The organism is Herbaspirillum sp. NPDC101397 (assembly GCF_044767325.1).
Classification (GTDB): Bacteria; Pseudomonadota; Gammaproteobacteria; order Burkholderiales; family Burkholderiaceae_D; genus Herbaspirillum.
Window position 1 is genome coordinate 80,172 of record NZ_JBIWNS010000013.1, and the last position, 19,186, is coordinate 99,357.

Genomic DNA, 19,186 nt, shown 5'->3' on the forward strand with positions numbered 1-19,186 from the left:
AAATAAGCATAATCTCGTCACTCCGATGCAAATTTGCATCAGCAGTCTATTCACTTATCTTGCAGGGAAGCCATCATGGATTGGGACAACGCCCGTATTTTCCTGGCCATACAGCGCGCCGGCACCTTGCGCGGCGCCGCTGAACAACTGCAGATCGACCAGGCCACGGTCGGCCGCCGCCTGAACGCGATGGAGAAATCGCTGGGCGCGCGACTGTTTCTGCGCACGCCGGCCGGCTATGTGGCGACGCCCGCAGGCGACCTGGCCGTGGCCGCGGTTGAAAAAATGGAAACCGCCGCCGACCAGCTGCAGCGCCAGATGCAAGGCATCGACGAGCGCCTGTGCGGTGTCGTGCGCATCGCCGCCACCGACACCATGGCCAAGCACGTACTGATGCCGGCCATGCAGCAGCTGGCGGCCGATCATCCCGCGATTCGCGTGGTGCTGACGACGTCAACGCAAGTCTCCAACCTGACCCGGCGCGAAGCCGACCTGGCCGTACGCAGCCTGCGTCCGACCAGTCCCGATCTGATTTCGCGCCACCTGAAGCGGCTGGCGCTCGGCCTGTACGCGTCCAAAAACTACGTCAAAAAGCACGGCCTGCCGCAACCGGGCACCGCGCTGGCGGGACATGACGTGGTGATTTACCAGCGCGCGATCTATGCGTCGCAGATCGACGCCATCTGCGGTGAATCGACCACCAATGCGCGCGTGGCGATGGAAGTGAGTTCGGGATTGATGCTGATGGAAGCAGTGGTAGCGGGACTGGGCATCGGCGAGTTGCCGACCTACATGGCCGACACGGTGCCGCAACTGGTGCGGCTCTGGCCCGAGCGCGCCGAACCTTATGACATGTGGCTGGTGCTGCACAGCGACCTCAACCGCACCGCCCGCGTGCGCGCCGTGGCCGACGCCATCGTTGCGGCTTACGACCGGCTGGAAGCGCCCTAGTCTGATCTAGCCGAGCTTAATCAAGATCAGCCAGCACCTTGAGATGCGCCACCACGCTGCGGCCGAGCGCCGACAGGTTGTAGCCACCCTCCAGGCAGCTCACGATGCGGCCGCGCGCATGCTGCCGCGCCACGTCCATGATCTGCTTCGTCATCCAGGCGTAGTCGGCTTCCACCAGCGCCATCTGCCCCATGTCGTCTTCACGATGGGCGTCGAAACCGGCCGAGATGAAGATCATCTGCGGCTGATGCGCGTGCAATGCCGGCAGCCACTTGTCGGTCACCAGCTGGCGCACCACGTTGCCCGCCGTATACGCCGGCAGCGGCTCGTTGAGGATGTGCGGCTCGGCCGGATCGGCGCCGCTGAAGGGATAGAACGGATGCTGGAAGAAACTCACCATCAGCACGCGCGGATCATGTTTGAATGCCGCTTCGGTGCCGTTGCCGTGATGGACGTCGAAGTCGACGATGGCAACGCGCTCCAGGCCGTGGACGTCCATGGCGTGGCGCGCCGCGATGGCGACGTTGTTGAACAGGCAAAAGCCCATCGGCGTGGTGGGTGTCGCGTGGTGACCCGGCGGACGCACCGAGCAGAAGGCATTTTCCAGCTCGCCGGCGATCACCGCATCGGTCGCCGCGACGGCGGCGCCGGCCGCACGCAAAGCGGCGTTCCAGCTATACCGGTTGATCGAGGTGTCGCCGTCCAGCGGATAGTGCGCAACGTTGTCCTGCGCCAGAGCAAGTGCCTCGGCATTGTCACGGATCAGCGCCACCGCATTGGTGGTGTGCACGCGCTCGATGTCGGCAACTTCGGCCAGCGGCGCATCGCGTCGTTCGAGAAACTGGTCGATCCGGCTGGCGATCAGTTGATCCTCAATGGCCTGCAGGCGTAACGGCGTCTCCGGATGCCAGTCGCCCATCTCGTGGCGCTGGCAGTCTGCATGCGTATAAAAAGCGGTCGTCATTGTTATCTTTGCTTTGTTCTCCCGGTGCGGGAGCGTCTCGTGGCATTTTTGCTAGTGTACATCCAAGCGGTTCAGACGGAGTGGGCGGCCGTCGGCGCGCCCGGCCGATCATGTATACTGGCCGACTTGTCTGTCAGCCACCTTACTGAGTTAATTTACGCGCAGCGCTGCGCCCTCCATGTCAATGAAACCCTGCCTTCGTTTGCCTCGCCTGCTCGGCCTGTCCGTTCTTTCCCTCGCTTGTTTGCTCCCTGCAGCGGTTCATGCGGAATCGACGACCCACAAGAGCAAAACCGACAAGAGCAAAAGCAGCAGTACGAAAGCCAAGCCGAAAAAGAAAGCCGCCCCGGCTGACGACGGCGAGTTCGCCAATTTCAGCCAGTGGAAGGAAGTCAACGACTTCATCGACGAAATGGTCGCGCGCAACGGCTTCGACAAGGCCGCGCTGCAAGCGCTCTTCAACAAGGCGCGCTACATCGATACCGCGATCCAGCTGATCAAGCCGGCGCCGAGCGGCAAGCCGAAGAACTGGCAAGCCTACCGCGCGCGCTTCGTCGAACCCAAGCGCATCAACGCCGGCGTCGACTTCTGGAACGAGCATGAACTGGCGCTGTCGCGCGCCGAAGCGCAATACGGCGTGCCGGCCGAAATCATCGTCGGCATCATCGGCGTGGAAACCGTCTACGGCCGCAACACCGGCAATTTCCGCGTGCTCGACGCCGTCACCACGCTGGCCTTCGACTACCCCAAGACCGCCAACCGCGACGCCCGCATGGCGTTCTTCCGCGGCGAGCTGGAAAACACGCTGCTGTTCGCGCGCGAATCCAACATCGATCCGTTCTCGCTGCTGGGCTCCTACGCCGGCGCCATCGGCTGGCCGCAATTCATGCCGAGCAGCATCCGCCAGTACGCGGTTGATTTCGACGGCAACGGCAAGATCGACCTGCGCAATTCGCCGGTCGACGCCATCGGCAGCGTCGCCAACTTCCTCAAGATCCACGGTTGGCAGCGCGGTGAACCGACCGTGTTCACCGCTACCGTCACCGACCCCGGCAAGATCGACAACCTGATCAACCAGGGCCTGGAAGCCAAGTTCAGCGCCGACGAGTTGCGCGCCGCCGGCGTGGTTCCCGGCACCGAATTGCCGGCCGGCCTGCGCTTCGGCCTGGTCGACCTGCAGAACGGCGATGCGCCGACCGACCACTGGCTGGCGACCAACAATTTCTTTGCGATCACGCAATACAACCGCAGCTACTTCTACGCCATGTCGGTGATCGACCTGGCGCGCGCCGTGCGCACCGCGCGCGCGCAATAAGCCGCCAGCCGATCCGCCTGCGCCACACTCTGAAACCGACAGCAAGACCGATGAAACGCTTCTCTCCCCTCGCCATTTCCCTGACGCTGGCCAGCGTCGCACCTGCCGCCTTCGCTGAAGAAAGCAATGACGCCGGCTCGCTGCCGGCCATTAACGTCAGCGCCGAAGCAGGCCGCGCCGACGTTTATCGCGCACGCTCGTCGGCCATTGCCGGCTTTGGCGAAACGCCGCTGCTGGACACGCCGGCATCGGTGTCGGTGATCACCGAAGCACAACTGAAAGACCAGCAGGCGCGCCTGCTCAGCGACGTCATCAAGAACGACGCCAGCGTCGGTGAAAACTATGCGCCGGTTGGTTACTACGAGAACATCAGCGTGCGCGGATTTCCGCTGGATCTGGCGAGTGGTTATCGCATCAACGGCCTGTCAGTGGTCGGCGAACAGAACATCGCGCTGGAGAACAAGGAACAGGTCGAGATCATCAAGGGCCTGTCCGGCCTGCAAGGTGGTGTCGTCAACGCCGGCGGCTTGGTTAACTATGTGACCAAGCGTCCGGCCGACGTGCGCTCGGTCATGTTCGGCACCGACTCCAACGGTTCACGCTATCTCTCGACCGATCTGGGCGTGCTGTTCGGCGATCGCAAACAGTTCGGCCTGCGCGTCAATGCCGCGCACGAAGACATCAATTCCTACGTCGACTACAGCAACGGCTACCGCGACTTCGCCTCGCTGGCGGCGTCATGGGACATCAGTTCGAAAGCACGCCTCGCGTTCAACATCGAATACCAGAAGAAGGCGCAGAAATCAGTCGCCGGCTATCAGCTGCTGGGCGGCACCACGGTGCCGTCCGGCGTCTCGCCGAAGACGATGCTGTCACCACAGTCGTGGGTGCAACCGGTGCGCATCGATTCGCTCAACTTCAATACCCGCTTCGATCTGGAATTCAACGACAATTGGCGCGGCTACATCACGGCCGGCCGCAGCCGCGCGGTGATCGACGACTATCTGTCCTTCCCTTACGGCAGCAATAGCGCCACCGTGTTCTCGCCGACCTTCGCCGCCAACGGCGACTACGACGTGTACGACTACCGCAGCCCGGACGACACCCGCCGCAACGACGAAGCGCAAGCGGTGGTGCAAGGCAAGTTCAACATGGGCGCCATCAGGCATGACCTGACGCTGGGCGTGACCATGTCGCGCCGCGTGGTCGACAAGTCGGACGGCATTTCGAACGTAGTCGGCACCGGCAACATCTACAGCCCGGTCGCTGCGCCGCTGGCGCCGTCGGGCGCCGTCATACCGGCTTCGTACCGCAATCTGGACAGCCGCCAACAGGCTATCCTGTTCACCGACCGCCTGCAGCTCGGTGAACACTGGGAAGTGCTGGCCGGCGGACGCCAGGTCTGGCTGAAGGAAAAAACCTACGACGCGACCGGCACCACCACGCGCGATACCGACCGCAACCAATTCCTGCCGCAACTCGCGCTGATCTATAAACCGCAAGCCAACATGTCGCTGTACGGCAGCTATGCAGAGACGCTGAGCATGGGCACGGCGGCGGCGTTCTGGCAGACCAATTACCCGACCATCCTGCCGCCTTCAGTAGCGCGTCAGCTGGAAACCGGCATCAAGTACGACTGGACCAAGGACCTGAGTTTCACCGCCGCGATCTTCCGCATGAAGAAGGCCTACGAGTATCCGCAGCCGGACGGCGCGGGTGGCTTCAGGTATGTCCAGCAGGGCAAGCAGACCCACACCGGCCTCGAACTCGGCGCCTCCGGCAACGTGACGAAACAACTGCGTCTTGCCGCCAGCCTGGCCTTCATCCAGGCGCGCGCCGACGGCACCGGTACGCCGGCTTACGACGACAAGCAAGCCATCAACGTACCGCGCGTGCGCAGCGCGCTGTATGCCGACTACGCGCTGGCCGCCCTGCCCGGCCTGAACCTGCAAGGCAGCTGGCTGTACAGCGGCAGCAAGAGCGCCACGCGCGACGGCAGCGCGGCGGTGCCTTCGTATCACATCTTCAACACCGGCCTGCGCTATCAGACCAAGATGGCCGGCCATCCGACCACGGTGCGCCTGACCGTCGACAACGTCTTCGACAAGCGCTACTGGAAAGACACCGGCGAATCGCTCGGCGACAGCTACCTGCATCTGGGCGCCCCGCGTCTGGCGCGCCTGTCGGTGCAGTACGACTTCTAAATCAGCGTCCCGCAACCGCCGCCCGCATGGAAGCCGCCTCCCACCATCTGACCCGCGTACTGAGCCACGGCATGAACGCCGACGCCGTGATATCGGACTGGCCGGCGCTGACTTCGGCCGAGGTGGCGCGCGTGCTGCAGCACTATCCGCAAGCGGGCACGCCGAAGCGCCTGGTGTGGCACAGCCCGCGCCCGTTCTCGGCCGGTTGCGTGATGATGACCTCGACCATGGACGTGTTCGTCAAGCGCCACCATGTGTCGGTGCGCGACGTCGCCGGCCTGAGCGAAGAACACGGTTTCATCAATCACCTGCGCAGCCGCGGCATCGCCGTCAGTGAAGTGCTGACCACCATCGACGGCGCCACCGCCTTCACCGACGATCACTGGACCTATGAAGTGCATGGCGTCGCCTCCGGCGTCGACCTGTATCGCGACGCCGTGTCGTGGACGCCGTTCAGCAGCAGCGTGCATGCGCACGAAGCAGGCAAGGCGCTGGCGCGCTTGCACCTGGCCGCGCAGGATTACGCAGCGCCGGCGCGCAAGGCGCAGACGCTGGTGTCGAGTTTCACGATTTTTTCTCAGCCAGATCCGCTGCCGGCGCTGCAACGCTACATCGAGCGCTATCCGGCGATTGCCGACTATCTGAAGGAACGCGACTGGCGCGGCGAAGCGGCCACCACGCTGTTACCTTTCCACGCGCGGCTGCGGCCCTATCTGGATGAATTGACGCCGCTGTGGACCCACAACGACTGGCACGCGTCCAACTTGCTGTGGACAGATCGCAGCGCGGCGGCAGGCGTCGAGACCATCCTCGATTTCGGCCTCAGCGACCGAACTTGTGCACTGCACGACCTGGCTACCGCGATCGAGCGCAACGTCATCGAATGGCTTGCGATCCAGGAAGGCAAGACCGACGCCGTCCATCCCGACCTGCTCGATGCGCTGCTCGAAGGCTACCATCTGGTGCGGCCGCTGACCTCGCGCCAGTGGCTGGCGCTGGCGGCCTTGTTGCCGCTGGTCCATGCGGAGTTCGCGTTGGCCGAGCTGGCGTACTTCCACGGCATTACGCGGTCGGCCAATAATGCGGCGCTGGCCTACGACGCTTACTATCTTGGCCACGCCGCGTGGTTCAACACCACTGCCGGCTGCGCGCTGCTGGCGCGCATAGCCGCGCGCGCGGCAGTCTGACGCTAAAAATCAAATCTAAAAAGCCGCCTCGGCCTTGATGACCTGCGGGTCGATCTGCACCATCTCTTCATTGTTGCCCAGCCAGATCTGGCCGTCCTGGATCGTGCATTGCAGCTGCATATTGCGCTGGGCGAGCTTTTCCAGGGCCTGGCTGGTTTCGGCGGCGATGTTGATGACGGTGAGATTCTTGGCGCGTTCGACGCGGTTGCCGATCTGGTTCCACCAGATGCTGCTGACGCTGCTGTAGCTGTAGACGATCACATGCGCGGAACGGCCGCAGGCCTTGAGGATGCGCTTGTCGTCGGGCTGGCCGACTTCGATCCACAGGTCGATGGCGCCGGTCAGGTCTTTGGCAACGACGTCCGGGTCCTCGACATCCGACAGCCCCTTGCCAAAGGTCAACGCTTCACTGGCGTTGAGCGCGAAGGCCAGCACGCGGATCATCATGCGCTCATCGGTTTCCGATGGATGGCGCGCGATGGTCAGGGAATGATTCTGGTAATAGTGCCGATCCATGTCGGAAATCTGCAGATCGGCTTTAAAAATGGTTGCTTTGAGCGCCATGACGGTCTTCTTTTTGGTGCGGTGTTGGGTTGAATGCCTGCGAAGGATGTGAAGCATAGCCGATTTCAGGGGCTTTTCTACGCTTTCCCGCAAGATTGGAAAACCGTGCCCATGAGACAATTCCGCCATGGACAACGCCACTTTCCCCGCTGACGACACCGTCATTGCCCTGACCCGTGCCTGGGTCGCCGAAGCCGTGATCGGCCTGAACCTCTGCCCCTTCGCCAAATCGGTCTACATCAAGGAGCAGATCCGCTATGTGGTCAGCCACGCCGAGGATGAAGCCGGCCTGGCGCAGCAGTTGCTGGATGAATTGCAACATCTGCAAGCTGCCGATCCGGAATTGCTCGACACCACCTTGCTGATCCATCCGCGCGTGTTGCAGGACTTCTACGACTACAACAACTTCCTCGACGTCGCCGACCAGGTGCTGGAAGACGCCGGGCTGGACGGCGTCATCCAGATCGCCAGTTTCCATCCGCAGTATCAGTTTGCGGACGCCCTGCCCGACGATGTCGACAACTACACCAACCGCTCGCCGTTTCCGGTTTTGCATCTGTTGCGGGAAAGCAGCATCGACCGGGCGGTCGCCGCCTTCCCCGAAGCGAGCGCCATTTTCGAGCGAAACATCGCAACCATGCGGGATCTTGGCGTAAATGGCTGGAATCGACTGGCTTTTGTCGTGTCAAAGAAACAACACCAATTATAGAAAAATTCCTGTTAATATCTGTTACAAATTCGAGGTGATTTCTCGCAACTATTTTGTAATAGACTTTTCTGAACGAATGTACTGTGCGTCAACATTGGCGTTTTGATAGTACAGACGTTGGGAGCATGGAAACGAATAGTGAAGGCTGGCAAGTCAGACCGACTGATCCCGATGGCCTTGGTTCGAGTTGTGTTGTTGCAGTGGGAAAAGAATGGCACCTCTGATGGAAACTAGTGAACCACGTTTTGCAGTTTTACCAAGAACTAATGCACTTGCACAAACAAGGCCTTTATAAACATCTGCATAATGGAACGTCCGATCATGACTACACCTAATGGCATCAACGATACTTCCCTTTCGGATCAAGTCAACTACGATCCCAACCACCTGCTGGATGCGCTGATTGAGAAATTGCATCTGAAGAACGACGCCGCCTTGTCGCGTGCGTTGGAAGTGGCTCCACCAGTCATCAGCAAGATCCGTCACCGTCGTCTGCCGGTGGGCGCGTCGCTGCTGATCCGCATGCACGAAGTCAGCGAACTGTCGATCCGCGAATTGCGCGAATTGATGGGCGATCGTCGCGAAAAATTCCGCATCAGCGACAAGCAATTCAAGCCGAAGCCAGGCTCGCCGGCAACACCAGGCGTGGAATAAAAAAACGGAGCGTAAGCTCCGTTTTTTATTGGCGCCCGGGAAAGCATTCCGGCGCCGGGCCACCGGCCCACGTGATACGCGAATTATGCAGGGAATACGCCGGTAGACAGATACCGGTCGCCGCGATCGCAGACCACGAACACGATCGTCGCATTCTCGACCTGCTGCGATATGCGCAGCGCCACTTCGCAAGCGCCTGCTGCGGAAATGCCGCAGAACAGACCTTCCACCATCGCCAGTTTGCGCGCCATGTTTTCGGCGGCGGCCTGGCTCACGTATTCGAGCTGGTCGACACGCGGCTTTTCATAGATCTTCGGCAGGTAGGCTTCCGGCCATTTGCGGATGCCCGGAATCGACGAACCTTCTTCCGGCTGGGCGCCGATGATCTGGATCTCCGGGTTCTGTTCCTTCAGGTAACGCGACACGCCCATGATGGTGCCGGTGGTGCCCATGGCGCTGACGAAATGGGTAATGCGGCCTTCGGTGTCGCGCCACAGTTCGGGACCGGTGGTTTCGTAGTGCGCCTGCGGATTGTCGCCATTGGCGAACTGGTCGAGGATCAGGCCCTGGCCTTCCTTCTGCATCTGTTCGGCGAGGTCGCGCGCGTATTCCATGCCGCCGCTCTTGGGCGTGAGGACGATCTTGGCGCCGTAGGCGGCCATGCTCTGGCGGCGTTCTTCGCTGAGATTTTCAGGCATCAGCAAGACCATTTTGTAGCCGCGCAGCGCCGCCACCATGGCCAGCGCAATGCCGGTGTTGCCGCTGGTGGCTTCGATCAGGGTGTCGCCGGGCTTGATCTGGCCGCGCTCTTCGGCGCGGCGGATCATCGACAGCGCGGCGCGGTCCTTGACCGACCCGGCGGGATTGTTGCCCTCCATCTTGCCGAGGATGATGTTGTTGCGTTGCTTGGCGTCTTCGCCGCCGAGGCGTTGCAATTGAATCAAGGGCGTATTGCCGATGGTGTCTTCGATGGTCAGATAAGGCATGGTCGGAGGAATCCTTTCAGGAGTCTCATTTTAATATGAGTCTTTGTCATGTGCCGGACAGGCCTAGCGACAAGATACTTATATAGTTATAGCAAATACGCCTAAGAATCTGTTTACGATCTGTAGCGAGAGGCCATCAGCCGGCAGCGGCCGGAGCGGAAGAACCGGAATGTACTTGAGTACATGAGGATTCTGAGCACCGCCCGATGCCGGATCATGGCCTCGCAGTAAGATCGCAAACAGGTTCTAACGCAGCTCTTCCGCGCCGGCTATGCCTTACACTGTCCGCGCTCGCCAGTCGTTCTTCCGTCTTCCCCTAGGAGCCGCAATGAAAACGCACGATGTCGCCAACCAGGTCCCGGAACTGCAGGACTTCAATCCGTATGACACCGATATCGCGCTGAGCCAGGGCGTGCAGCGCGGACAGGCCGGCTGGCATGCATCCACGCTGGCCAATTACGGCGCCGAACTGGGCAGCGCCGAGGTGTTGCAGATGGCGGCGCTGGCCAACCGCCACACGCCCGAACTGAATACCCACGATCGCTTCGGCAACCGTATCGACAGCGTCGACTTCCACCCCGCCTGGCACGCCTTGCTGGGCCTGCTGCGGCGCGAAGCCTTGCACGCGCTGCCATGGATGCCGGAATTCGAAGGCAAGCCCGGCGCCCACGTGGCGCGCGCCGCCGGCTATTTCCTGCATGCCCAGATCGAAGCCGGGTCGTTGTGTCCGACCACCATGACCTTTGCCTCGATCCCCGTATTGCGCGGTGAAGAGGCCTTGTACCGGCTGGTGCGCGACAAATTGTTTTCACGCGAACATGATCCGCGCGACCTGCCGCTGGACCAGAAGCGATCAATGCTGATCGGCATGGGCATGACAGAAAAGCAAGGCGGCTCCGACGTGCGCAGCAACACCACTGCGGCGCGTCCGCTCAACGGTAGCGGACGCGGCGCGGCCTACACCCTGACCGGTCACAAATGGTTTTTCTCGGCACCGATGTGCGACGCCCACATGGTACTGGCGCGCACCGACAACGGCCTGTCCTGCTTCTTCGTGCCGCGCTGGCGGCCGGACGGCCACAAGAACGGGGTACTGGTGCAGCGCCTCAAGGACAAGCTCGGCAATCGCTCCAATTCCAGCAGCGAAGTTGAATTCGAAGATGCCTACGGCGTCATGGTCGGCGATGAGGGGCGCGGCATCCCGACCATCATCGAGATGGCAAACCACACGCGCCTCGATTGCGTCATCGGCAGCGCCGGCCTGATGCGCCATGCGCTGGTCCAGGCGATCCATCACGCGCGTCATCGCAGCGCCTTCGGCAAGCACCTGGCCGAACAACCTTTGATGCGCAACGTGCTGGCCGACCTGGCGCTGGAAAGCGAAGCCGCGACCTTGCTGATGCTGCGCCTGGCGCGCGCCTTCGAAGCGCCGGCCGATCCCTTGCAGCGCGCCTGGCGACGCATCGTCACGCCGGCCGCCAAGTTCTGGATCTGCAAGCGTGCACTGGAATTCACCGGCGAGTGCATGGAAGTCTGGGGCGGCAACGGCTATGTGGAAACCGGACCGATGGCCCGCCTGTATCGCGAAGCGCCGGTCAACTCCATCTGGGAAGGGTCGGGCAACGTCATGTGCCTCGACGTGCTGCGCGCGATGGAGCGCGAGCCGGACGCCTGCCTGTTGCTGCTGGACGAATTGCAGCAGGTCGCCGATGGCCACGAAGTCTTGCAGGCGCCGTTGCATTCGCTCAAGCAGATGATGACACTGGCGCCGGAGCAGCGCGAAATGCTGGCGCGCCGGCTGGTGCAGCAACTGGTGCTGACCGTGCAAGGCGCGCTGATGCTGCAGCACGCGCCGCAGACTATGGCAGAAGCCTTCGTCCTCAGCCGCGGCGATGCCGTCAACGGCCGCGTGTACGGCACGCTGCCGGCGGGAACTGCGGATGCCGCGTCCTTGCAGAAAAGCATCCTGGCGCGCGCGTGGCCGCAGTAAGCTAGATACCGTTCGCCAGTCGTTCGAACAAATCCTCGCCGCCCATCTGACCGCCCTTGAGCATCAGTTCAACGCCCTCCTCGCGCGTGCCGTCGGCATGCGCGCGGCACAGCGCGACGCCCGGCGACAACTTGCCGAGATAAGACAGGCCCCAGATGTCGAGCGCCTTCAATGCATGGCTTGAGGTATCGCCGCCGGCCACGCCGATGCGGCGCACCGAGGTCATCGGCAGCAAGCGCTGCAGGAAATCACCGCTCGCCTGCGCCAGCCGCAACGACGCGTGTTCACCGTCGAGGCGCGCGCCGTCGGCGGTGCATGCCAGCACGTGGCTGCCGTTGTTCAGATGCTGTGCAACACGCAACAGCATGTTTTCGACATAAGTCTGGTCGCGTTCGATCAATCGGCGCGCATCCAATGTGATGCGCTCATAAGAGGTCGCTGCCGCCACCTGGCGCGCCGTGACCGGCGACAGGCTGCCGGCGAGCACGAACACCGCGCCTTCCGCGGCGGCAATGCGTGCCGTACCAGTCGACGACTCAGGCAATTCTTTTTGTTCGCGCCAATGAGTGCACAAGGCTTGCACCACGCTGCTGGCGCCGATCGCCAGCAAAGGCTGTGCTTGCGCGCGTCGCCATATCTGCCGGCCGATCAGCGGCAGATGCGCCGCGTCGCCGACGTCGAACAGCACGGCGTCGGGATGCGCTTGCGCAATCCGCTCCACTTCCCCATCCAGTTGCGCCGTATCCTTCGCATAAGCCGGGGCATGGATTGCAGCCACCGTCACGCCTTGCGCCGCCAGATGGACGCGCATGTCGGCTTCATGCATCGGCGTCACCGGATGATTGCGCATGGTCTGGTGGCGATCAATGCGGAACACCTCGCCGCCGCCGTTGACCGCAGCGTACAGGTTGCTGAACACGCAATAACGCTGCAGATTCGGCTGGCCGCCGACGATGGGGACAAAGTCGTTGGCGATGTGTTGCCGCCATACCGACAAGGCCGTGCCGATGTTGCCGACGTGCGGCGCGCTATCGAAGGTCGAACAAATTTTGTAGTGCGTCACCGGCGGCTGCAAACCGGCGAAAAAACGTGCCACCGGTTCCAGTTCTTCGCGCATTTCATCCGGCGCCATCGAACGTGCGGCGCCGGCGATGCCCAGGCAATCCAGTTCGCCGGCCGCCTCCAGCTGGCGCCGGTCCGGCACACGCAGGAACAGTAAACTGCGCAAGCCGGCCTCGGTCGCCGTCGCCAGTGTGTCGGTGGCGCCGGTGAAATCGTCACCGTAAAAGCAGACGCGCGGACGATGCCCTTCGCTCATTTCAGACGCGGCCCGAAGAAGTCCAGCGCGCGTTGCAGCTCCGGCGACTGGCGTGCGCGCTCCTGCAGGCTGACGCCGTCGCGCGCCGCTTCCCACGCCTGGCGCAGGCTGGCGACACCAGCCGAAGCGCCGTCCGGGTGCGCGAGGATGCCGCCGCCCGAGAGGAAGATCACGTCGGTGCTGTTGACCGCGGCAAAGGTGGCCGGCACCGTACCGGCCCATTGTCCCGACGAAAACACCGGCATCACTTCATCGCCCGCCGCCATCGGCGTCAGGCAATCGCGCGCCGACTGCACCACTTCGTCATTGAACTCGGAGAACTTGCCGTCGAGGCCGTGCACGTGCAGGTGATCGACGCCGCTCAGGCGCCACAGGCTTTGATACGCAGAGAACGACATGCCCAGCGCCGGCTGGCGCGACATCATGCCGAAGCCGTTGCGATGGCCGTGGATCGCCAGGCCGCTGGTGCGGCGCAGGCTTTGCAGCGCCGAGAAGCCGCACCAGTTGAGGCCGACCATGATGCAGCTGCCGCCTTCGCGCTCGACCAGTTCGGCATGACGGCGCATGGCGTCGAGCTCGTCGGTGATGTTGAACGCCACCATCACGCGGCGGCCGGATTTGTCCTGATACGCGCGCACCCGTTTCATGACTTCGCGCACGCGCTCTTCCAGCGGCGCATGGACCGGGTTGGCGCAGACTTCGTCGTCCTTGATGAAGTCGACGCCGGCTTCGCACAACTGCGTGACGAGCTGGCCGGTCTGGACGGCACTGAGGCCGACGTTGGGCTTGATGATAGTGCCCAGCAGCGGCGCTTGCGGCACTCCCGTCAGCTTGCGCGTGCCGGCGATGCCGTGGCGCGGCATGTCGAACTGGCGGCGGTAATGTTCCGGCAAGGACAGCGACACCAGTCGCATGCCGGTGACTTCGCCGAGATCGAACAGGTTGCCGGCGACAGTCGCCGCCAGCGTCGGCAAGTTGGCGCCGACGTTGTCGATCGGGAAGGAAATCTTCACTTTCGCCCGACGATAAGGACCCTGCATGTTCTGACGCTGCTGCCAGGCGTTGGGCAGGCTCGGCGTCGCCACGCTGTCGATCTCTTCCACCGACACCACGACGGCGCGCGCGCGTTCGCGCAGCTGTTCGGTCTCGCCCTGCACGCGCACGAAGGTGCCGCAGGATTGTTCGCCCGCCATGACCTCGGCGACCTGCTTGGGATCGAGCGGCGTTTCGATCAGGTAGTCGGCGTAGAAACGATTGTTATCCATCGTTGCCGCCATCACATCTTGCTCAGGTCGGGGAAGGTGCGCACCGGATCGCTGCCGTCCCAGTTTTCCGCCGACTCGCGGATGATGCGGAACACGGTGCCCTTGGGGCCGGCAATTTCCGACAGCTCGATCACGGTGCCGGGATGGAATTCGGTCTCGAAATAGACGAAGCGGCCGCGCTCGCCGACTTCACCGCTCATGCCGACCTTCCAGCCCTTTTCCAGCAGGCGTGCGAGATCGTTGTCGAAGTCTTCGGTCCAGTAAGCCAGATGCTGCAAACCGGTGCGGCCGGCCTTGAGGAAATCCTGATACATCGACGGCGCATCGTTGCGCTGCTGGATCAATTCCACCTGCACGTTGCCGGAGTTGGCCAGCGCCACCGACGAATGGATGTCCTGCAGCTCGCCCTTGTAGCGGTAGTTCTTCAGCGGCACTCGCTCCATGTAGTACCACGGGCCCACGCCCAGCACTTCGCTCCAGTATTTCATCGCGGCCTGTATGTCGTCGACGACGTAGCCCAGTTGTTTGATCTCACCCAGAAAACGGCTCATTGCTCACCTCTTTTTTCGTTTGTTTCGTTTGAATAATTGCTAAATTTTTTACGTCAGGAAGCCGATCGAAATCCACGGCACCGCAGCGACCACCAGCAAGGCCACCACCAGTGCGGCCAGATAGCCCCACACGCGGTTGAAGACCTTGTCCGGCGACACCTTGCCGATCGCGCAGGCGGCATAGAAGCCGACGCCGAACGGCGGTGCAAAGAGACCAATGCCCATCGCCAGGATCACCACCATGGCGTAGTGCACGTCATGGATGCCCAGTGAGCGCGCCACCGGGAACAGCAGCGGTCCGAACAGCACGATCGCCGGGATGCCTTCAAGGATGCTGCCCAGCACGATGAAGATCACGATCGTGATCAGCAGGAAACCGAAGCCACCGCCCGGCACGCCCTGCATCAGCGACACCAGCTTGGCCGAGAAGCCCGACTGCGTCAGCGCCCAGGCCATCGAGGTGGCCATGCCGATGATCAAGAGGATCGCGCCCGACAGCGTCGCCGCTTCCACCAGCATCGGATAGATGCGCTTGAAATCGAGATGCTTCATGAAGGCATGCATGACCAGACCGACCACGATGGTGTAGGCGACACCGATGGTGGCCACTTCCGTTGCGGTGGCGACGCCTTCAATCACCGCCACGCGGATCAGCATCGGCAAGGCCAGCGCAGGAATCGCCGCGATCAATGTCTTGCCGATCACGCCGATGGTGGCGCGCTTCACATCCGGCATCGGTTCACGACGGGCGCGGAACCAGCAGACAATGCCGATCGCAATCGTGGCGATCACCGCCGGCATCAGGCCGCCGATGAAGAGCGCCGTAATCGACACGCTGCACACGGCGCCGATGGTGATCAGCACCAGGCTCGGCGGAATCGTTTCGGTCATGGCGCCGGAGGACGACAGCAAGGCCACCAGTTCTTCCGGCTTGGAACCGCGCTTCTTCATTTCAGGGAACAGCGCCGGGGCAATCGCGGCCATGTCGGCCGCCTTGGAGCCGGAGATGCCGGAGACCAGGAACATCGCACCCAGCAAGACGTATTGCAAGCCGCCCCGCACGTGACCCAGCAAGGCCGCCATGAAGTCGATCAGCGTTCTGGCAAGTCCACTGATTTCCAGCAGCGAACCGAGCAAGACGAACAACGGCACCGACAACAGGATCAGGCTGGACATGCCCTCATCCATGCGGCTGACCACGATCATCATCGGCGCGCCGGTGGCAATCGTCAGGTAAGCCATGGTTGCCGTACCAAACGCAAACGCAATCGGAATACCGCCGGCCACGCAAGCGCCGATCAGCACCACGAAGAACACGATCAGGTTGTAGTTGCCCATGGCCAGCAGGGCCGGCTTGCTGATCCACAGCACCGCGCCGATCACGGCCACCACGGCCACGGCAGACAACACCTGCCTGATGCTGGAGCGGCTCGCCATGCGGGCAATCGCCGCCAGGAACATCAGGATCGCGCCGACCGGCAGCGCTGCTGCACGCAGGCCGTCGGGGATCTCCAAGGCCGGCGTGGTGATCGCCATTTGCTCCGACGCGTGGTCGACCGCAGGATGGATGATCATCAATACAAAAATGCAGACGATCAATGCGGCGACTGTTTCCAGCCAGACGCGCCATTTGTCGGAGAGCTTGTTGACGATGGCCGTCAGGCGCATGTGCTCGCCCCGGTCCAGCGCCAGCACTGCGCCCAGCATCGACAGCCAGATGAACAGCGTCGAGGCCAGTTCATCGGACCAGATCAGCGGGTCATGCAGCGCATAGCGGTAGATCACGCCGGCCAGCAGCACGCCGGTTTCCACCACCACCAGCGCCGCAGCAACCGCGGCGACAACGTGCATGACGCCGCGATTGACGCCCGCCAGCAGACGCGCCAGCGGGTTGGTCGGCAGCGGTGCGGCGTAATTCATTGCTGCTTCCATTTACGCGAGCTTCCCGGTGTACTTTTCCAGCAGCGCCCACGCCTCGGGACCGAACTTCTTGTGCCACTCGGTGTAGAAGCCGGAAGCGCGCAGCTTGGTGCGGAAGGCTTCGTTATCGGTATCGTTGAACTGCATGCCCTTACCCTTCATGTCGGCCACCAGCGATTCGTTCAAGGCCTTGACGTCGACGCGCTGCTTGAGGCCGGCTTCGTTGACGTTGCGTGTAACGATCTCCTGCAACTCTTTTGGCATGCGTTCAAAGGACTTCTTGTTGCCCATGAACCAGAAGCCGCTCCACACGTGGTTGGTCATGGAGCAATACTTCTGCACTTCATAGAACTTGACGGTGGAGATCACTGCCAGCGGGTTTTCCTGGCCTTCGGCGATCTTGGTCTGCAGCGCGGAATACACTTCGGCGAAGTTGATGCTGGTCGGCGCCGCATCGAACGCGCGGAACAGTGAAGTCGCCAGCGGGCTCGGCGGCACGCGCAGTTTCATGCCCTTGAAGTCTTCCGGCTTGGTGATCGGACGCGTGCTGGTGGTCACCTGGCGATAGCCGTTGTCCCAGCAGCGCTCGAACGCGAACAGCGAAGTCGTCGCGGCGATCTGCTTGCGCACGTAGGCGCCAAGATCGCCGTCCATCGCCGCCCACACCTGGCTGTAATCCTTGAAGGCGAAACCGACGCCGCTGATCTGGCCGGCCGACACCAGCGTGCCGAGCACTTCCGGCGAGATGGTGAAGAAGTCGATGGCGCCGGCGCGCACCTGCGACAGCATGTCGGTGTCGGTGCCGAGCTGGCCGTTGGGATAAACCTGGAAGTCGACGCGGCCCTTGGACTCGGCAGCGATCTTGGCGGCCATTTCCTTGGCGCGGACGTTCATCGGATGCGTCATCGGCAGGTTGTTGCCGTACTTCAGCGTGAATTCAGCGGCGGCGCTGGCGGAACCGGCATAGAGTCCGGTCGCGGCGGCGGCCGAAGCGACGGAAGCGGCCTTCAGAAAGTGACGGCGGGTCATGGCGTGCATTGCGTATCTCCTGGATTTTTATAGGTCGTTGATGGCGTGCGGATTCTGTTCGGGTAGCGAAGACCTGCGTGGCAATGCAGCGGAAAAAATGTTTCCGCGCATGCTGTCTCTTTGTATATTCTTGATGTTATTTGATTTGTCTCGATTGCTTTTTGCAGAGAATAGGCTTTGCATCTGCTGCGGTCAAAGCAATTTCATGATGGTTTTTGATGTAAACATAAAATATCTCGCTATGGCATTTTCCCCTGATCCCCGTTTGCCGACCGATGGCATCAACGATGGCGGCCGCGCCCGTGTGACCGACATCGCGCGCGCCGCCGGCGTGTCCACCGCCACGGTCGACCGCGTACTCAACCAGCGCCCCGGCGTGCGCGCCGCGACCATGCAAAAAGTCCTGAAGGCGGCCGCCGCACTCGACTATCTGCCGGAAGCTGATCTGTACAAGGCGATGCAACCCAAGCCGATGCGGCTGGTGTTCTTGCTGCCGCCGCAGAGCAACCGCTTCATGCAGATGCTGGGCGACTACATCGCGTTTTCCGAGGAGCAGCTGGCGCCGTTCAACGTGAAATGCAAATGCCATCACATCGAAGGCTTCAACCCCAGCGTGCTGGCCAAGCGTCTGCTGCATTACGGCCGCCAGGCCGACGGCGTGGCCTTCATGGCGCTCGAACATCCGCTGGTGCGCGAAGCCGTCAATACGCTGGTGGCCGAAGGCATCCCGGTGGTGACGCTGATTTCGGACTTGTCGAATTCTCGCCGTGCGGCTTACGTCGGTATGGACAATCGGGCGGCGGGACGTACCGCCGGTTACTTGCTGGGACGCTTTCTCGGCGGCGGCAATGTCGGCGGCAATAAGGCCAAGCCGATGAAAGTGGCGATGATCGCCGGCAGTCTCAGCTATCGCGGTCATGAAGAGCGCGAGATGGGATTTCTGCATGTGCTCGAAGAAATGTTTCCGCATCTGCAGGTGGTCGGTCTGCGCGAGGGGCATGACGATGCCGACACCAACTACAAACAGGCGCGCACGCTGCTGGAGCAGTACCCGGATCTGGTCGGGATGTACAACATCGGCGGCGCTTCGGATGGCGTCGGCCGCGCGCTGCGGGAGAGCGGGCGCGAGCAGAAGGTGGTGTTCATCGGGCATGGCCTGACGCCGGATACGCGGGGGTTGCTGATCGACGGCACCGTGGATGCGATTCTGACGCAGCATCCGCAGAACATGATCATGAATTGTGTGCGGATATTTGGGAATTTGCGGGAGAAGAAGGAGGCGTTGGCGGGGGTGGAGGCGGTGAGGATTAGTGTGATGTTGCGGGAGAATTTGCCGTAGCTTTATAGCCGGTTTGTTGTAACTGATGCGGCATGTTCTTCGGACGACCAAGCCGGGGGTAGCCCGGCAGCTACTCACTTTTCTTGCTTCGCCAAGAAAAGTAAGCAAAAGAAGGCGACCGCAAGTTCGTAGCCCCTTCGGGGTCCCCGGCGTCGTCAGGCACAAATCGGGAGGGGAAACAAACTCGCTGCGCTCAGACAAGTTTCCCCTCTTTATCCGATTTGCACCTGCCGCCACCGG

Annotated in this window: 16 protein-coding genes and 1 other RNA gene; 8 read left to right on the forward strand and 9 right to left on the reverse strand. The window is 62.1% G+C overall.

The window, feature by feature from the left end:
• Positions 1-75: 75 nt before the first annotated feature.
• Entirely contained in the window at positions 76-951 is an 876-nt protein-coding gene (locus ACIROW_RS23685; protein ID WP_402279568.1) for a LysR family transcriptional regulator, read from the forward strand.
• A gap of 16 nt (positions 952-967) precedes the next feature.
• Here ACIROW_RS23685 and ACIROW_RS23690 read toward each other — a convergent pair whose 3' ends face one another.
• Complete coding sequence (locus ACIROW_RS23690; protein WP_402279571.1) at positions 968-1,915, reverse strand: histone deacetylase family protein; 948 nt, start codon at positions 1,913-1,915, stop codon at positions 968-970.
• A 184-nt stretch (positions 1,916-2,099) separates the two neighbouring features.
• On the opposite strand from ACIROW_RS23690, the gene mltB reads away from it, so the two are divergent.
• From mltB to ACIROW_RS23705, 3 genes are read left to right on the forward strand one after another with little or no spacing between them, the layout of a single operon-like run.
• Positions 2,100-3,230, forward strand: coding sequence for a lytic murein transglycosylase B (gene mltB, locus ACIROW_RS23695; protein WP_402279573.1), 1,131 nt, complete (start codon positions 2,100-2,102; stop codon positions 3,228-3,230).
• A 50-nt stretch (positions 3,231-3,280) separates the two neighbouring features.
• Positions 3,281-5,434, forward strand: a complete 2,154-nt coding sequence (locus ACIROW_RS23700) for a TonB-dependent siderophore receptor (protein WP_402279575.1) — start codon at positions 3,281-3,283, stop codon at positions 5,432-5,434.
• A gap of 26 nt (positions 5,435-5,460) precedes the next feature.
• A complete protein-coding gene (locus ACIROW_RS23705) occupies positions 5,461-6,621 on the forward strand; it encodes a phosphotransferase enzyme family protein (RefSeq protein ID WP_402279577.1) in 1,161 nt (386 codons plus the stop codon).
• 15 nt (positions 6,622-6,636) lie between these two features.
• Here ACIROW_RS23705 and ACIROW_RS23710 read toward each other — a convergent pair whose 3' ends face one another.
• Positions 6,637-7,185, reverse strand: a complete 549-nt coding sequence (locus tag ACIROW_RS23710) for a YaeQ family protein (protein ID WP_402279580.1) — start codon at positions 7,183-7,185, stop codon at positions 6,637-6,639.
• A gap of 127 nt (positions 7,186-7,312) precedes the next feature.
• Here ACIROW_RS23710 and ACIROW_RS23715 point away from each other — a divergent pair, with 127 nt between their 5' ends.
• Together ACIROW_RS23715 and ACIROW_RS23720 are read left to right on the forward strand one after the other, a co-directional pair.
• Positions 7,313-7,894 carry a DUF1415 domain-containing protein gene (locus ACIROW_RS23715; RefSeq protein ID WP_402279582.1) on the forward strand — a complete coding sequence of 194 codons (582 nt, stop codon included), beginning with the start codon at positions 7,313-7,315 and terminating at the stop codon, positions 7,892-7,894.
• A gap of 321 nt (positions 7,895-8,215) precedes the next feature.
• Complete coding sequence (locus tag ACIROW_RS23720) at positions 8,216-8,548, forward strand: hypothetical protein (RefSeq protein ID WP_116435310.1); 333 nt, start codon at positions 8,216-8,218, stop codon at positions 8,546-8,548.
• A gap of 83 nt (positions 8,549-8,631) precedes the next feature.
• On the opposite strand, the gene cysM is transcribed toward ACIROW_RS23720, so the two are convergent.
• Positions 8,632-9,534 carry a cysteine synthase CysM gene (cysM, locus tag ACIROW_RS23725; protein WP_402279584.1) on the reverse strand — a complete coding sequence of 301 codons (903 nt, stop codon included), beginning with the start codon at positions 9,532-9,534 and terminating at the stop codon, positions 8,632-8,634.
• A 110-nt stretch (positions 9,535-9,644) separates the two neighbouring features.
• A non-coding RNA gene (locus ACIROW_RS23730) (sX9 sRNA) lies at positions 9,645-9,719 on the reverse strand.
• A gap of 143 nt (positions 9,720-9,862) precedes the next feature.
• Here ACIROW_RS23730 and ACIROW_RS23735 point away from each other — a divergent pair.
• Complete coding sequence (locus ACIROW_RS23735; RefSeq protein ID WP_402279587.1) at positions 9,863-11,524, forward strand: isovaleryl-CoA dehydrogenase; 1,662 nt, start codon at positions 9,863-9,865, stop codon at positions 11,522-11,524.
• Position 11,525: 1 nt separating this feature from the next.
• On the opposite strand, the gene ACIROW_RS23740 is transcribed toward ACIROW_RS23735, so the two are convergent.
• The 5 genes from ACIROW_RS23740 to ACIROW_RS23760 are packed head-to-tail and all read right to left on the reverse strand — an operon-like array spanning position 11,526 to position 17,616.
• The gene (locus tag ACIROW_RS23740) at positions 11,526-12,842 is read right to left on the reverse strand and encodes a four-carbon acid sugar kinase family protein (protein ID WP_402279590.1); all 1,317 of its coding nucleotides are present in this window, start codon (positions 12,840-12,842) and stop codon (positions 11,526-11,528) included.
• Positions 12,839-14,107, reverse strand: a complete 1,269-nt coding sequence (locus ACIROW_RS23745; protein WP_402279592.1) for a ribulose-bisphosphate carboxylase large subunit family protein — start codon at positions 14,105-14,107, stop codon at positions 12,839-12,841. The genes ACIROW_RS23740 and ACIROW_RS23745 overlap by 4 nt, the downstream gene beginning before the upstream one ends.
• An 11-nt stretch (positions 14,108-14,118) precedes the next feature.
• Entirely contained in the window at positions 14,119-14,658 is a 540-nt protein-coding gene (locus ACIROW_RS23750) for a VOC family protein (RefSeq protein ID WP_402279595.1), read from the reverse strand.
• A 48-nt stretch (positions 14,659-14,706) separates the two neighbouring features.
• The gene (locus ACIROW_RS23755) at positions 14,707-16,578 is read right to left on the reverse strand and encodes a TRAP transporter large permease subunit (RefSeq protein ID WP_402279597.1); all 1,872 of its coding nucleotides are present in this window, start codon (positions 16,576-16,578) and stop codon (positions 14,707-14,709) included.
• A 12-nt stretch (positions 16,579-16,590) separates the two neighbouring features.
• Entirely contained in the window at positions 16,591-17,616 is a 1,026-nt protein-coding gene (locus tag ACIROW_RS23760; protein ID WP_402279599.1) for a TRAP transporter substrate-binding protein, read from the reverse strand.
• A 232-nt stretch (positions 17,617-17,848) separates the two neighbouring features.
• On the opposite strand from ACIROW_RS23760, the gene ACIROW_RS23765 reads away from it, so the two are divergent.
• Positions 17,849-18,946 carry a LacI family DNA-binding transcriptional regulator gene (locus ACIROW_RS23765; RefSeq protein WP_402279602.1) on the forward strand — a complete coding sequence of 366 codons (1,098 nt, stop codon included), beginning with the start codon at positions 17,849-17,851 and terminating at the stop codon, positions 18,944-18,946.
• Positions 18,947-19,186 lie beyond the last annotated feature (240 nt).

Coding starts and splice junctions, on each gene's coding strand:
- ACIROW_RS23735 (WP_402279587.1), top strand. CDS start 9,863: ATGAAAACGCACGATGTCGCCAACCAGGTCCCGGAACTGCAGGACTTC.
- ACIROW_RS23765 (WP_402279602.1), top strand. CDS start 17,849: ATGGCATTTTCCCCTGATCCCCGTTTGCCGACCGATGGCATCAACGAT.
- mltB (WP_402279573.1), top strand. CDS start 2,100: ATGAAACCCTGCCTTCGTTTGCCTCGCCTGCTCGGCCTGTCCGTTCTT.
- cysM (WP_402279584.1), bottom strand. CDS start 9,534: ATGCCTTATCTGACCATCGAAGACACCATCGGCAATACGCCCTTGATT.
- ACIROW_RS23755 (WP_402279597.1), bottom strand. CDS start 16,578: ATGAATTACGCCGCACCGCTGCCGACCAACCCGCTGGCGCGTCTGCTG.
- ACIROW_RS23690 (WP_402279571.1), bottom strand. CDS start 1,915: ATGACGACCGCTTTTTATACGCATGCAGACTGCCAGCGCCACGAGATG.
- ACIROW_RS23700 (WP_402279575.1), top strand. CDS start 3,281: ATGAAACGCTTCTCTCCCCTCGCCATTTCCCTGACGCTGGCCAGCGTC.
- ACIROW_RS23685 (WP_402279568.1), top strand. CDS start 76: ATGGATTGGGACAACGCCCGTATTTTCCTGGCCATACAGCGCGCCGGC.
- ACIROW_RS23760 (WP_402279599.1), bottom strand. CDS start 17,616: ATGCACGCCATGACCCGCCGTCACTTTCTGAAGGCCGCTTCCGTCGCT.
- ACIROW_RS23720 (WP_116435310.1), top strand. CDS start 8,216: ATGACTACACCTAATGGCATCAACGATACTTCCCTTTCGGATCAAGTC.
- ACIROW_RS23745 (WP_402279592.1), bottom strand. CDS start 14,107: ATGGATAACAATCGTTTCTACGCCGACTACCTGATCGAAACGCCGCTC.
- ACIROW_RS23740 (WP_402279590.1), bottom strand. CDS start 12,842: ATGAGCGAAGGGCATCGTCCGCGCGTCTGCTTTTACGGTGACGATTTC.
- ACIROW_RS23710 (WP_402279580.1), bottom strand. CDS start 7,185: ATGGCGCTCAAAGCAACCATTTTTAAAGCCGATCTGCAGATTTCCGAC.
- ACIROW_RS23705 (WP_402279577.1), top strand. CDS start 5,461: ATGGAAGCCGCCTCCCACCATCTGACCCGCGTACTGAGCCACGGCATG.
- ACIROW_RS23750 (WP_402279595.1), bottom strand. CDS start 14,658: ATGAGCCGTTTTCTGGGTGAGATCAAACAACTGGGCTACGTCGTCGAC.
- ACIROW_RS23715 (WP_402279582.1), top strand. CDS start 7,313: ATGGACAACGCCACTTTCCCCGCTGACGACACCGTCATTGCCCTGACC.